This is a genomic window from Oceanobacillus chungangensis (assembly GCF_003369565.1).
GTDB lineage: Bacteria > Bacillota > Bacilli > Bacillales > Amphibacillaceae > Oceanobacillus > Oceanobacillus chungangensis.
The window spans coordinates 118782-132987 of record NZ_PIOD01000002.1 but is presented as its reverse complement, the minus strand read 5'-3'; the positions used below and the strand labels follow the sequence as shown (position 1 = coordinate 132987).

Below are 14206 nucleotides of genomic sequence, written 5' to 3'. Positions count from 1 at the left end.
TGATGGTTTAGCGGAATTCAATTACTGTTACACCACTGCCACCTTCACCGCTCTCTCCAGGTCTTGACGAAGCTATACTTGGATGCCGCTTAACATAATCCTGAACACCTTTTCGAAGTGCACCTGTCCCCTTACCATGGATAATCGAAACACGAGGGTAGCCAGCAAGAATCGCGTCATCAATATACTTTTCTACCTTAAATAATGCATCTTCATAGCGCTCGCCTCGAAGATCGAGCTCTGTGCTCACATGATAATTAGAACCTTTAATCGTTGCGACTGGCTTTTCGATTGCTTCCTTTTGCTTTCCAAGTAATTGGAGATTCTGACGCTTCACTTTCACTTTTAGTATACCAACCTGTACTAAATATTCACTGTCACTCACTTGTTTTAAAATTTCACCTTTTTGATTCATTGATAATAGTTTAACATTATCTCCAGGTTGAAGTGTCTTTTTCTCCTTCGATTGCGTGACTGGATTCGGTTCCTTTTTCTTGGAAAGATTTGGTTTCGCATCTTCCAGCATTTTTTTAGCTTCAATCCACTCATGCTCTTTAATTGAAACATTTGCTTTCATCTTACGAATTTCGTCAACAATCATTTCTGCTTCTTCGCGTGCATTTTGAATCGCTTTTTCTGCCTTTTCTTCCGCCTTTTTATACAATGCTTCACGTTGCTGTTCAAACTGCTGCCATTCTCTCGCTATTGCGTCACGAAGTTGTTCACTTTCTTGTAAAACTTGAGTGGCTGCTTCATAATCACGTTCTGCACCGAGCTGTGATTCTTCTAGTGAAGCAATCATATTTTCCACACTTTTCGAATCGACACCTATCAACCCTTTTGCCCGATCGATTATTCGTTCCTCTAGGCCAAGTCGTTTCGAAATTTCGAATGCATTACTTCTACCTGGAACTCCAATCAACAAACGATAGGTTGGCTGTAAAGACTCTACGTCAAATTCAACCGATGCATTAATTACATTTTCACGATTATAACTATATGCTTTCAATTCTGGATAATGCGTTGTCGCAATGACACGTGCATCTCTCGCAATCACTTCATCTAAAATTGCCATTGCTAGTGCAGCACCTTCACCAGGATCTGTACCAGAACCGAGTTCATCAAACAACACGAGGGAATCATGATTGACCTCTTTAATGATGCTAACTATATTCGTCATATGGGATGAAAAAGTACTGAGATTTTGCTCAATTGATTGCTCATCACCAATATCAGCGAATACTTCTTTAAACACCGCTAGCTCGCAGCCATCAAGTGCTGGCACCTGTAAACCAGATTGTGCCATTAACGTACATAATCCAACCATTTTGATTGTGACCGTTTTACCACCAGTGTTTGGTCCTGTAATAACAATCGATGTATACGTTTCACCAATTTCCACATCATTTGCAACAACAACATCACTTGGTATTAATGGGTGGCGTGCTTGCTTCATTTTTATTATCCCTTGATCGTTCATCGCTGGCTTTGCTGCCTTCATTTGTTGCGCTAATTTCGCTCTTGCTGCGATGAAATCAATCGTTGCGAGAATCTTGATATTTTCCAGTAAAACCATCTCTTCAGCCGCAATGTCACCACTTAATTCGGCTAAAATGCGGTCAATTTCCTGCTTTTCTTTAACCGTCGCCTCTTGTAACTGGTTGTTCAAGTCAACAATTGCTTTCGGTTCCATAAATAGTGTTTGCCCTGATGATGACTGGTCATGAACAATCCCGCCAATTACTGCTCGATATTCTTGCTTTACTGGAATAACGTATCGATCATTCCGAATGGTCACAATCGAATCAGAAAGCATTTTACTATTGGACCGTGTGTAACTATCCAATTTTTCACGGACTCTACTTTCATATGAACGAATCGAGGAACGAATTCCGCGTAATTTCTGTGATGCACTGTCCATCATATAACCATGGTCATCGATACAGCTTTTTATTTGTTGTTCTAGCTCACGTAGCGAAGTAATTCCTTCTGCAAGCTCTTTTAATATTGGTAAATCTTCCTCTAAGTTTTCCAGGAATCCTTTAACCTGCCTGCCACCATAAATAGTATTGGCAACGTCTAAGCATTCCTCTGTAGAGAGAACACCACCGATAACACTTCGTTTCACGCTACCGCGAATATCGGATATTCCTCCTAATGGAATGACTTTATTTAACCGAATGATTTGTACCGCTTCATCCGTTTCACTTTGCAAGGTAACAACCTCTGCTAATTCAGTCGATGGCTTCAAAGCTGCCGCCATTTCCTTCCCAATTGATGTTGCTGCATTTCCAACTAATTGGTCAATTATCTTCTTAAATTCAAGTACACGAAGAATTCTTTCATTCATACTTCAATAACCCCTTTAAAAACCTCTTATTTATTACGATTGAAATAAGCGATTAATTTCTCTAATGGCCACGTATTCATAATCGAATCTTTATGAATCCATCCTTTTTTAGCAACTCCAACACCATACTTCATATGTTCGAGCATTCCGTAACTATGGGAATCCGTATTAATCGCAAGTGTAACGCCCGCCTCTTGTGCCTTTCTTGCCCATGCTGCAGATAAATCCAAACGATTCGGATTTGCATTAATTTCTAATGCTGTATTCGTTTCTTTCGCTTTTGCTATCAGCTGTTCTAGATTGACTTTGTATCCTTCACGTCTGCCGATTAATCTCCCAGTCGGATGGGCGATGAGCGACACATACGGATTTTCTAAAGCTTGATTTAAACGATGCATGATGTTTTCCTCACTTTGATTAAAGCTAGAATGAATCGCACCAATGACGAAATCCATTTCCTTTAAAAATTCATCGGAGAAATCAAGCGTACCATCTGGTAAAATATCCATTTCTACACCTGCAAAAATATGAAAATCATTATATTTTGCATTCAATGCTGCGATTTCTTCTCTCTGTTCACGTAATCGCTTCTCGTCTAAGCCATTTGCAACACGTAAATAACGTGAATGGTCGGTGATTGCCATATATTCATAACCTTTTTCCCGTACCTTATTGACCATTTCTTCGAGTGACTGTGCACCATCACTCCATGTCGTATGCATATGCAAATCACCGCGAATATCTGTTAATTCCAACAGTGGGTGCTCCTGTTTAAATGCGTCAATCTCACCAGTATCTTCACGTACCTCAGGAGGGATAAAGGTTAGACCGAAATGATGGAAAAATTCCTTTTCAGTCGAGAAAGTTAGAATCTTACTATTTGCTTCTACTTCTACCCCATACTCATTGATTTTCTCACCACGTGATTTGGCAAGTTGTCTCATCGCCACATTATGGTCTTTCGATCCGGTAAAATGATGAAGCGTAGTGGCAAATTCTTCTCGTTTTACAAGGCGAAAATCAACATTTATATCATATGTAGCATGAATCGTTACCGATACTTTAGTATCGCCTTTTGCGATGATATCCTTTATTCCAGGCATTGCAAGCAAGTGATCACGCACAACAAGTGGTTGATCGGTTGCGATAATAAAATCAATATCTTTAATTGTTTCCCGCATTCTTCGCAAGCTTCCAGCGCGGGAATAATCAATAATTTCCTTAATGCTTTCTAAGTATACTTCAATCTCTTCTGCGATTGGAAGCATCATCGCAATTGGCAATCGCTCTGGACGTTTTCCTGAAGCATTAATTGCCGCAAGAATTTTTTCTGCAGATTTTTTACCAAATCCAGCAAGCTTCTCTACTTGCCCTGTTTCACATGCTGCTTTTAATGTCTCAGCATCGATTACACCTAATTCTTTATACAATTTCGCTAGCTTCTTCCCACCTAAGCCAGGTAGATCGAGTAAAGGGATTATTCCATCGGGAATTTCAGTTATTAATTGCTCCAGTAATTCCGAACGCCCATCATTCTCAATAAACTCCTGAATGATTGCTCCTGTTCCCTTGCCAATCCCTTTAATCTTCGTAAAATCTTCTATCTCCGCAATTGACTTTTCATCACTTTGCAGGGCAGCTGCTGCCTTTCGATATGCTGATATTTTAAACGGATTCTCACCCTTTAGTTCCAAGTAAATTGCAATACGCTCCAGTAATTGAATGACATCTTTTTTATTGATTGCCATCTTCCCACCTGCTTTTCTTTCTTTTTATCATCTATACTACTTAATATTATAGATGTTTTTAATCCTTTTCACTTACTAAAGGTTATTATTTAACCTGTTTAAAGTCAAGCTATACTAGGTTGTCGAGGATTCTGAGGAAACCTTTGTTCGGACCATTTATTGCTTATTCATATAAACTCTGAACTACTTTAATGTACTAATGCCTCTAGGGCCAGAAGTCCCGGGAATACACTTCGCTTTCAACGTGGGAGCTTGTGAGCCTAATAGTAGGACAAGGAAAGCTTCGACAACGTTAAATCACGCGAAGAAAATTGAGGAGTCTTAGTGGCTTTCAGAGTGACAACCGATCTCCCATATTGAGTAACGGTTTTCGGTTTTCTTAAGACATAAGTAACAGAAAGTAACAGCTAGGACAGGACAAATTGTTAGTTGAATTTTTTTATGAGAACTCTACAAAAAACGGCAATAACAACTGTATTGCCGTTTTTTTCTCTTCACTCCCGATTATATACTATAAAAAATAAAAGCTCGAGCTATCCATAAAAAATAGCCCAAGCTTCGTTGATGATAAATTTCTAATATATGGATTTCCCTATTACTGCGTCTTTCCATCTTCAATATACGTTGACCACAGCTCCAAAATCTTCCCTGACAAATACGGTGTCTGTTCAATAATAAATAATGCGACATTTGAATTATTAATCCATTCCTGCACAGACGTCATCGGTGTAAGTGCAAGGATATAAAGAATGATAAATAGAATGACGTATATTTCGATAAAACCTAAGATTGCACCAAGAATTTTGTTCACAGAGCTGATAATCGGTATAGATGCTACAATATCTAGCATTGACGCAATAATTTGCAGGATGACTTTTGTTGCAAAGAAGATCACAGCAAATGCAATTGCGTTATAAAAAGCAGTCTCAAGTGGCATTGCCGCTAAAAAATCTGCCCACGCACTTTCCGGCAGTTCTGGATATGGAATCCATAATACGAGCTTTTCACCTAGATCATCATAATATAGGACCGCAACTATAAACGCGACAATCGTTCCTATTAAATGAAGGACTTCTAAAATAAATCCTCGTTTTAAGCCAACTAAAAAGCCAAAAATAAGGATGACAATGAGTAGTAAATCAAACATAACTTATTTATCCTCTTTCCTTTTCATGGAGCTTAATAAACTAGCATAGTCTTCTTTCAGTTTCAAATAATCATTCATCGTATTGATGGCAGTAAGCACTGCTAAATTTGCAGTGTCAAGATGTCTATTCGCATCTTGAATCTCGTTCATCTTTTCATCTACAAGACTTGCGACCAATTTAACATGACTAGCTGGTTCTTCCCCAACAATATTATATTTTTTATTATATATTTCTACTGTAATCCGTTCTTTTTTATCTTGAGTCAAGTGAAAATCCTCCTGCTCTTAGAAAACTCTGTTACCCGTTTGCTATGGGAAAGTACGTCTCCCACATCATATCACGAAAAAATTCTTCACTCTATATTAACATGAACTGCTTTCAAAAAGAAGTATTTCCTTATGAAGAACAATTTGCTATAGTCAAAGTACAAAAGATTGGAGAGAGATGAATGGCTCAACAAGTACATATCTATTCTATAGAAACCATAAACAAAATGAAGCATTATTATACCGATTCATTAACGACAACACCACAGGGTGCTATTTTCCGCGCAAAAACACCACAGGCGGTAATCACTGCATATAAATCAGGTAAGGTACTATTTCAAGGAAATGCACCCGAAGCAGAGGCTGCAAGATGGGGTGAAGGAAATCCTACACCAGAAAAAAAGAAGCCACAAGCAAAAGTATCAAGCTATACACCTCCTGCCACTTTATTCACAAGTAACCATATTGGTTCAGATGAAGCAGGTACAGGTGATTATTTTGGACCGATTACTGTTGCTGCTGCCTATGTCGAAAAGCAGCATATCCCATTATTAAAGGAACTAGGTGTGAAGGATTCAAAGGCCCTGACTGATCCAATAATCCGTAAACTTTCAAAGGAAATCATTAAGCTTAAGATTCCTTATTCACTTCTCGTTTTACACAATGAAAAATATAATAAACTGCAGAAGCGAGGCTGGTCTCAAGGAAAGATGAAAGCAATGCTGCATCATCATGCGATTACGAATTTAACGAAGAAAATTGGCAATGCACCATTAGATGGCATTTTAGTAGACCAATTTTGTGAACCGAACATATATACGCGCCATATTGCAACGGAAAATCAACGTCTACAGGATAAAACCTATTTCATGACAAAAGCGGAAAGTTATTCGATTGCTGTCGCTACTGGATCCATTATCGCGAGAACAAGCTTTTTGAATGAGATGGATAAGCTTTCCGAACAGATAGGGATCGAGCTGCCTAAAGGGGCATCACAAAAAGTAGACCGGGCGATTGCGGCAGTCATGAGAGAAAAAGGAGAAGAAGCCTTAAACATTTGTGCGAAAACCCATTTCGCCAATACAATTAAGGCAAGAAAATATTTATAGAAAGCAAACAGGAGCGCTACCAGTTGGTAGCGCTCCTGTTCCTTAATATGTTCATTGGTATAGCGCTGCGAAAATACGCTACGCTTTCCGCGGGCGGCTGGTGAGCCTCCCGCAGGACAAGAAAGGCTTCGACAGCGTTACATCGCAATCAGATAAATTGCCCTTTATTTTCGAGGAGTCTCTGTGTATTTCCTTCGCTGGGACTGTGCTTAATCTTAGCTTTAATAACAAAACTACCTTTCAAATGTCCATCGAATTGGAGCGGTGAACATTTGACTCATAAGGGAATAGTAACAGCTGAAGATCCATCGGAAATTCTTATAGAAAGAGCTAGCTATAGTGTTGCCTTAAAATGCACGACTTTCCGTATCGAAAATCAACATTTCTATACCGTTGAACTATAAACCAAAAGCTAAGCTATATTATTTAGAACCTGTTTTCACGAGCGAACATACGCGTTAAAGCGTTGGTTCACGGATTCGACAACTTCTTGATAGGATGCTTCCACTTCATCATCCTTCAATGTCTTGTCTGGGTGTTGATATAGTAAGCTGTAGGCAATTGACTTTTTACCATCTTCTACATTTTCACCTTGGTACACATCAAAGATTTTTACTTGCTTCACAAGTGGTGCACCGACTTCTTTAATTAACGCCTGCACATCCCCTGCATGGATAGTATCATCAAGAATAAACGCAATATCCCGTTCGATTGATGGATACTTCGGTATCGCAGAAAATGATGGTTCTCCATCATACTTCTTAATCAGTACATCAAGATTTATATCAAATACATACGTTGCTTTTAAATCCAATGCTTTTTCCAGAGTCGGATGAAGTTGACCGATAAATCCAACTATATTGCCATCTACTTCTAATGTCGCTGTTCTGCCTGGATGCATGTCTGCTAGCTTCGCAGGTGAAAAAGTTACTGGGATCTGCAGGAAGTCGAATAGCCCTTCCACAATTCCTTTGACAACGAAGAAATCAACATCTTTCACTTCTTGCTGCCATGGATGCTCTACCCATCTGCCAGTTACTGCACCTGAAGCACGCAATAATTCCGTTGGCTGTTTCGTTAATGTTTCTTCATCGCTTATGAACACGTTTCCGACCTCGTAAAATGCAAGATTTGCTTGATTTCTTGCTTGGTTATATGTTAGAGTATGCAGCAATTCAGGCAAAATACTTAATCGTAAATATTTACGATCCTCACTCATTGGCATCGCTAAGGACACTCCTTGAGGATTTTGTTCATTCACCTCTGGACTTATTAATTTCGAAATGTCCTCACCATTCGTTAAGGAGTAGGTCATTGTTTCCATTAAACCGACACCTTGTAAATAGTTTTTCACCATTCGTTTTAATGCCTGTCTTCCTGTCAGTCCACCAGATTGTGCAACACCTACTGGAAGTGTATACGGCAAATGATCATAACCATAAATTCGCGCAATTTCTTCGAGCATATCCTCGAAGATTGTAATATCTCCTCGACGTGTAGGTACATGGACTGTGAAATCATCCCCAGCTTGATCAAATGTAAAGTCAAGCCGATTTAAAATTGCTGCAATTGTTGGTGCATCAATTTCAGTACCTAATCGTTCATTTACTCGATTGGTATTCACTTCCACTATGCTTTCAGAACGGTCAAGTGCATCAAATTCAACAACATCAGCTAAAACGGTACCACTAGCATATTGTTGTAGTAGATTACAAGCACGGATTCCTGCACGTCTCACACGATTCGGATCAATCCCTTTTTCATATCTTGTACTTGCTTCACTTCTTAATCCTGTCGCTTTCACTGTTTTTCGAATCGAAGCTCCGTTAAAGTATGCGGCCTCCAGTAAGACATTCTTTGTCTCGCCGACTACTTCTGAGTTCGCACCACCCATTACACCAGCAATTGCGGTTGCTTCCTTGCCATTTGTAATAACTAACGTTTCTGCTGCTAGTGTTCTTTCCTGGTCATCCAATGTTGTGATTTTCTCTCCATCAACTGCACATCGAACAACAATTTTATCCGATGCAAATCGATCATAATCGAATGCATGCAACGGTTGGCCATATTCTAATAAAACATAATTTGTAATATCAACTACATTATTGATGGGACGGATTCCTGCAGCCATCAAATAATTTCGCATCCATAATGGTGATGCTTTAATTTCCACATCTTTAATTAGAAATGCGCCGTAATATGGATTTAAGTCCTCTGCTTCTACTTCAACTGAAATAACATCATGTGCAGATTCCTTGCTGGTAATGTTTAACGTTTCATCGGGCAACGTAATTGGCTGATCTAAAATAGCCGCCACTTCATAAGCAACGCCAAGCATGCTTAATGCATCTGCTCGATTTGGAGTTAAGTCGAATTCCAAGACAGCATCGTCTAGATTTAGTAATGACGTTACACTTTCACCAACAACTGTTTCTTCAGGGAAAACGAAGATTCCATCGGCAACGTCTGTAGGAATATAGTTTGGATCAAGACCTAATTCCTTCAGAGAGCAAATCATCCCGTTTGATTCAACACCGCGAAGCTTCACTTTTTTAATTTTTATATCCCCCGGAAGACTTGCGCCTGGCAATGCTACCGCTACCTTTTGGCCCTTCGCTACATTTGGTGCACCACAAACGATTTGCAATGTTTCTTCACCCACGTCGACCTGACAAACATTTAATTTATCTGCATCTGGATGCTTCTCACATGAGGCAACATATCCAACCACTACATTTGTGCTTTTTTCAGCAATATACGTTACATGATCAACTTCAATTCCAGACTTCGTAATTTTTTCTGCTAATTGTTCGGGAGTAATCTCTCCTAAATCTACATAGTTTTTTAACCAATTATAGGATACTAACACTTTTCTACCTCCTTATGCCTGATGGTATTGCTTTAAGAATCGTTTATCATTTGTATAGAATGCGCGAATATCGTTTACACCGTATTTAAGCATGGCAATTCGTTCTGGTCCCATACCGAATGCAAAACCTGAATATTCTTTCGGATCATATCCAGCCATTTCTAATACGCGTGGGTGAACCATTCCTCCACCGAGAATTTCGATCCAGCCTGTTCCTTTACAAACAGAGCAGCCCGCGCCTTTGCAAACCTTGCAAGAAATATCCATTTCAACGGATGGCTCTGTGAATGGGAAGAAGCTTGGGCGTAGACGAATTTCACGATCTTCACCAAACATTTTCTTCGCAAATACATCCAGTGTTCCTTTTAAATCACTCATGCGCACATTTTTGTCTACATATAATCCTTCAATTTGTGTGAATTGGTGGGAATGTGTTGCATCATCATTATCACGACGATACACCTTACCTGGGCAAATCATCTTGAATGACTTTCCACCCTGATATTCCTGCATTGTTCGTGCTTGCACTGGTGATGTATGGGTACGCATTAATAATTCATTCGTAATGTAAAACGTATCCTGCATATCACGTGCTGGATGATCTTTCGGTAGGTTTAATGCTTCAAAGTTAAAATAGTCCGTTTCAACCTCAGGACCCTCTCGTACTTCATAGCCCATACCGGTAAATAAATCCTCAATTTCCTCCACGATGCTCGTTAATAAATGAGGTCCACCTTGGTTAACTGGTTTACCTGGCAATGTAACGTCAATTGCCTCAGCCTCTAATTGCTTTTCTAAAGCTTTTTGCTCAAGCTTTTCATTCTTTTCATCTAACGCAGCAGTGATTGCATCACGCACTTTATTAGCAATTTCACCAATAACGGGGCGTTCCTCCTTAGAAAGCTTACCCATTCCTTTTAGCACACCTGTTAAGGAGCCTTTTTTACCTAAATATGCAACACGGACTTCTTGAAGTGTTTTGATTTCATCAGTTCCAGCTATTTTCTCCAATGCCTCGACCTGAATTGCTTCTAATTGCTCTTTCATCGACATTTAACCTCCTAAAAGTATTAGAAAACTAAGGTTTAACCAAGCCTTTCGGTGAAAGCCTTAGGGGAAGTTCGGTTAAAAACTAGGGCGTCCTGGGACTGCGGTTACTCGCCCCACCTTAAAACCTTTGGGACTGCGGTTACTCGCCCCATCGAAAACCTTTGTCGTAACACCGAATTGACCTACATCTTGTAGGCCCCACTTATGTAGTAAGAAATAATTATTAATACTTTCTTAACTACAAAAAAAGCCCCCTCCCTAAAAAAGGGACGAGGCTTTGATTTCGCGGTACCACCCTTGTTGACAGTTGGGGCACTTCTGCCCTTTTTGTCCAACTTAAACCTGATAACGGATTTACATCCGGAACACCTTTACTCACGTAATATGAGGTCCAAGTGCCAGCTCCTGAGTGAAACAATAGCAATTAATACGATGGAAATGCTCTCAGTCCAAGACATTTCCTCCCTTTATCGCTCGTAAATGCTATCCTGCTCGTTCAACGCTTTTTTATTTACTTTAATATTAAGTTCATTATAAGTAATTTACGGTATTGTTGCAACTTATCTTTTCAGATAGTACATTAAAATCCCTGCAGCGATGCTGACATTTAATGATTCTGCCTTTCCGTAAATCGGAATCGTGACAATTTCATCTGCTGCATCAATGAGTTCCTGCTTCACTCCTGCTCCTTCATTTCCTAAGATTAACGCTACTTTTTCGTCGATTGCAATTTCATTGTATTTTTTTGCATGCTGTAAAGCAGTTGCCCATATTTTAAAGCCATCTTGTTTCAATACTGTAACTTCATCGATTAGGTTTGCCTGATAAATCGGGAGATGGAAAATTGAACCTTGGGTAGAGCGAATGACTTTATCATTATAAACATCAACCGTACCATGACCAAGGACTATTCCGTCCATTCCAGCAGCATCGGCGGTTCGAATCATCGTCCCTAGATTTCCTGGATCTTGGACCGAATCAATTAAGAGCAAATATTTCCCTTTTCGTTTAAACTCCTCTTTCATTTCTAGTACAGCAGCAACACCTTGAGGCGTTTGTGTTTGGGTAATCTGCTCAAATACAAGAGCACTTACCCGTTCAACTTCATAGTCCTGACACCAATTCGGCAGCTCCACGGCTTCTTCTGCAATGATTTCTCGAATTACCCAGTCGCTTTTCCAAGCTTCATCTAATAAATGAAAGCCTTCTATTAGAAAGGTTTTTGTATTGTTTCGTTCTTTGCGATTGTGTAGCTTCTTCCATGCTTTTACTCGTTCATTCTTTATTGATGTAATCATATATTCCATCCTTGTCATTTTTACTACTATTATCATACATATTTTAGTAGTGGTTGGTCAAACTATCCGTAAAGCACGAAGATGAGGAGGATAATGATGAACTTAAATATTCGTAAAGCGATCCTGCATAATATTTCTACAAATGACCAAGCACAATTAGAGGCAACGATTGTCGATGCAATTCAGGCTGGGGAAGAAAAGATGCTCCCAGGTCTCGGCTACTTGTTTGAACTAATTTGGAATCAATCAACCGAAGAAGATAAAAGAGAAATGGTAACAGCACTAGAACAAGGCGTAAAGCAAGCAACAATGTAGAAAGCTCTTTTACTGTACAATACTTGAATTACATGCTACTGATTGATATCCAATTGCATCGCTTCATCGAAACAACGACTGCTTTCGATGAAGCGGTTTATTACCACAGCGGTAGTACAACATTATCCTATTATCCGTTTTTTAATAATTTTCCGCCTATTTTTCCAACATAAGCCTCCAGTCAAATTATTAAGAAAAATAATGATTAATACCTATAAATTATAATAAAGAGGAAATTTTCTTAAAACAGGACGTAATTTTTTACACAAATCCCCATTTAACTAGGTAAATATACTTACTTTAAAATCTTAAATTAAAGACATTACCGTTACTTTAGACTCATTATTGTAGCAACTACCATTTAGTTTTGTTTGACTACCCTTCCATTAAATGGTATAAAACATAAGGATACCAACTTAAGTCTTACAGTAAACATGTTGGTATAAGATCAATTGAGAGGGGAATAGTTCGTGAACGAAACAACGAATGATGGGAGTAATAAGAAAAAAGGAGTCTCAAAAGGAATTATCGCCATTACAATTATTGCAGTATTAGCAATTGGGGGCGCAGTTGCAGCATTCATGCTCAATAATTTATCCCTGAAAGAATCTTATTTTCTAGCAGAAAAAAAATCAACAGATTTCATGATTGATAAGGTAGAAGAAAGATATGAACCTGAACTAGATTGGTATGAACATTCTAAAGAAAATGCAACAGAATCAAAAGTAGACCTTTCGGGTGAGTATAATGTTCCTTCAACAGAAGCAGCATATGGTGGAGTTGATCCATCACAAATTATTAATAACTCGAATCTTACAATTACAGCTGCAACCGATATGGAAAACAAGCAAATTTCAACCGATATCGCAGCATCGATTGGTGGAATTGAAGTAAATGACGTGAATCTGTCATTTACAAACGAGAAGTTAATGCTTAGCTTACCTTTTGTTGAAGAAGTGATTCAATTAAAAGATGCAGATTTAGGTCCCCTGCTTTATGAATTAGACCCAGTATCATTTACTGGTGAAGAAACATTGGAATTAGATAGTATTTTCGAAGGTAATGGTGGTCTATCTGAAGAGGATAGAGAATATTTTAAAGAAGAATATGGAAAAATGATTTATGATCAATTACCAGAAGATGCATTTACTACTGAAGATGAAACAGTGGAAGTAAATGGAGAATCAATCAATGCCGAGAAAATTAGCATGCAGCTCACTGAAAAGCAAGTTAAAGAGATTTTAACAGCTGTATTTGATAAAATGGAAAAAGACGATAAATTGAAGGATTTAATCCGTAAACAAGCAGGACTGCAATTAGGTGGAACTGCAGCAGTTGATCCCGAAATTGATCAATTACTATCAGACTTTGAAACAGGTATTGCTGAAGCAAAAGATGGCCTAGCAGATTTACAGATTCCTAATGGATTTAACTCTACAATTTGGGTAGAAAACGATTTAATCGTACAACGTGATTTAGCAATTGAAATGGGACCTTCTGCAGAAGAATTAGTTACATTCTCTGTAAAAGGCGGACAATTACTTAAAGATACGACACAATTCTTTGATTATGATTTTGGATTGACTGAATCCGGTAACGAGAGTGTTGTTAATATTGCTGGTAACCTAACTTGGGAAGATAATAAGGCATCAGATAAGATTAGCTTAACAGCGGATGAATTTACCCTTGCTTATGACGGAACCGAAACATTAACTGATGGTACTCGTGATTTTGAACGTATCTTCACATTTGAGGAATCAGCTACTTCTGGTTCTTTAAACTGGAATGGTTCTGCAACATATAATAAGGATCAAATGAGTTCAGAAAACAGCTTCTCTATTGAAAGCCCAGATATTTCGCAAGATATGTTTGCCCTTCATGCAAATGTGGAAGGAAAAACGATCGATAAGGTAGAAATGCCTGCTGAGGATAATGTAAAAGATCTTGGAGAGATGGGCGCACAAGGAACCATGGAATATTTCGAGCTTGAGGTCGTACCAAGCTTCCAGGAATGGTTATTTACTAAGTTGGCCGGAAGCGGAAATTTCTAAAA

Annotated in this window: 10 protein-coding genes; 3 read left to right on the top strand and 7 right to left on the bottom strand. The window is 38.8% G+C overall.

Going from position 1 to position 14206, the window contains the following annotated elements; all coding sequences use genetic code 11:
* Positions 1-7 precede the first annotated feature (7 nt).
* The 4 genes from CWR45_RS01765 to zapA all read right to left on the bottom strand — a co-directional run bounded on the left by CWR45_RS01765 (position 8) and on the right by zapA (position 5512).
* Positions 8-2350 carry an endonuclease MutS2 gene (locus tag CWR45_RS01765; protein WP_115748082.1) on the bottom strand — a complete coding sequence of 781 codons (2343 nt, stop codon included), beginning with the start codon at positions 2348-2350 and terminating at the stop codon, positions 8-10.
* A gap of 26 nt (positions 2351-2376) precedes the next feature.
* Positions 2377-4098: a DNA polymerase/3'-5' exonuclease PolX gene (polX, locus tag CWR45_RS01760; RefSeq protein ID WP_115748081.1), complete on the bottom strand. Its 1722-nt coding sequence runs from the start codon at positions 4096-4098 to the stop codon at positions 2377-2379.
* A 595-nt stretch (positions 4099-4693) separates the two neighbouring features.
* Entirely contained in the window at positions 4694-5245 is a 552-nt protein-coding gene (locus CWR45_RS01755; protein ID WP_115748080.1) for a CvpA family protein, read from the bottom strand.
* A 3-nt stretch (positions 5246-5248) separates the two neighbouring features.
* On the bottom strand, positions 5249-5512 hold the full coding sequence (zapA, locus tag CWR45_RS01750; RefSeq protein WP_115748079.1) for a cell division protein ZapA: 264 nt from the start codon (positions 5510-5512) through the stop codon (positions 5249-5251).
* 182 nt (positions 5513-5694) lie between these two features.
* Here zapA and rnhC point away from each other — a divergent pair, with 182 nt between their 5' ends.
* Positions 5695-6621 carry a ribonuclease HIII gene (rnhC, locus tag CWR45_RS01745; RefSeq protein ID WP_115748078.1) on the top strand — a complete coding sequence of 309 codons (927 nt, stop codon included), beginning with the start codon at positions 5695-5697 and terminating at the stop codon, positions 6619-6621.
* A gap of 439 nt (positions 6622-7060) precedes the next feature.
* On the opposite strand, the gene pheT is transcribed toward rnhC, so the two are convergent.
* The 3 genes from pheT to CWR45_RS01730 all read right to left on the bottom strand — a co-directional run bounded on the left by pheT (position 7061) and on the right by CWR45_RS01730 (position 11838).
* Positions 7061-9490, bottom strand: a complete 2430-nt coding sequence (gene pheT / locus CWR45_RS01740) for a phenylalanine--tRNA ligase subunit beta (RefSeq protein WP_115748077.1) — start codon at positions 9488-9490, stop codon at positions 7061-7063.
* A 12-nt stretch (positions 9491-9502) separates the two neighbouring features.
* On the bottom strand, positions 9503-10537 hold the full coding sequence (gene pheS / locus CWR45_RS01735; RefSeq protein WP_115748076.1) for a phenylalanine--tRNA ligase subunit alpha: 1035 nt from the start codon (positions 10535-10537) through the stop codon (positions 9503-9505).
* A gap of 563 nt (positions 10538-11100) precedes the next feature.
* Positions 11101-11838, bottom strand: coding sequence for a TrmH family RNA methyltransferase (locus CWR45_RS01730; protein WP_115748075.1), 738 nt, complete (start codon positions 11836-11838; stop codon positions 11101-11103).
* Positions 11839-11934: 96 nt separating this feature from the next.
* On the opposite strand from CWR45_RS01730, the gene sspI reads away from it, so the two are divergent.
* Together sspI and CWR45_RS01720 are read left to right on the top strand one after the other, a co-directional pair.
* Positions 11935-12153, top strand: a complete 219-nt coding sequence (gene sspI / locus CWR45_RS01725; protein WP_115748074.1) for a small acid-soluble spore protein SspI — start codon at positions 11935-11937, stop codon at positions 12151-12153.
* 470 nt (positions 12154-12623) lie between these two features.
* A complete protein-coding gene (locus CWR45_RS01720) occupies positions 12624-14204 on the top strand; it encodes a DUF6583 family protein (protein ID WP_115748073.1) in 1581 nt (526 codons plus the stop codon).
* Positions 14205-14206: the final 2 nt, after the last annotated feature.

What these genes read in the sequence shown, in the direction of transcription:
- CWR45_RS01765 (WP_115748082.1), bottom strand. Translation starts at nt 2,350, where the DNA reads ATGAATGAAAGAATTCTTCGTGTACTTGAATTTAAGAAGATAATTGAC.
- polX (WP_115748081.1), bottom strand. Translation starts at nt 4,098, where the DNA reads ATGGCAATCAATAAAAAAGATGTCATTCAATTACTGGAGCGTATTGCA.
- CWR45_RS01755 (WP_115748080.1), bottom strand. Translation starts at nt 5,245, where the DNA reads ATGTTTGATTTACTACTCATTGTCATCCTTATTTTTGGCTTTTTAGTT.
- rnhC (WP_115748078.1), top strand. Translation starts at nt 5,695, where the DNA reads ATGGCTCAACAAGTACATATCTATTCTATAGAAACCATAAACAAAATG.
- pheS (WP_115748076.1), bottom strand. Translation starts at nt 10,537, where the DNA reads ATGAAAGAGCAATTAGAAGCAATTCAGGTCGAGGCATTGGAGAAAATA.
- CWR45_RS01730 (WP_115748075.1), bottom strand. Translation starts at nt 11,838, where the DNA reads ATGATTACATCAATAAAGAATGAACGAGTAAAAGCATGGAAGAAGCTA.
- sspI (WP_115748074.1), top strand. Translation starts at nt 11,935, where the DNA reads ATGAACTTAAATATTCGTAAAGCGATCCTGCATAATATTTCTACAAAT.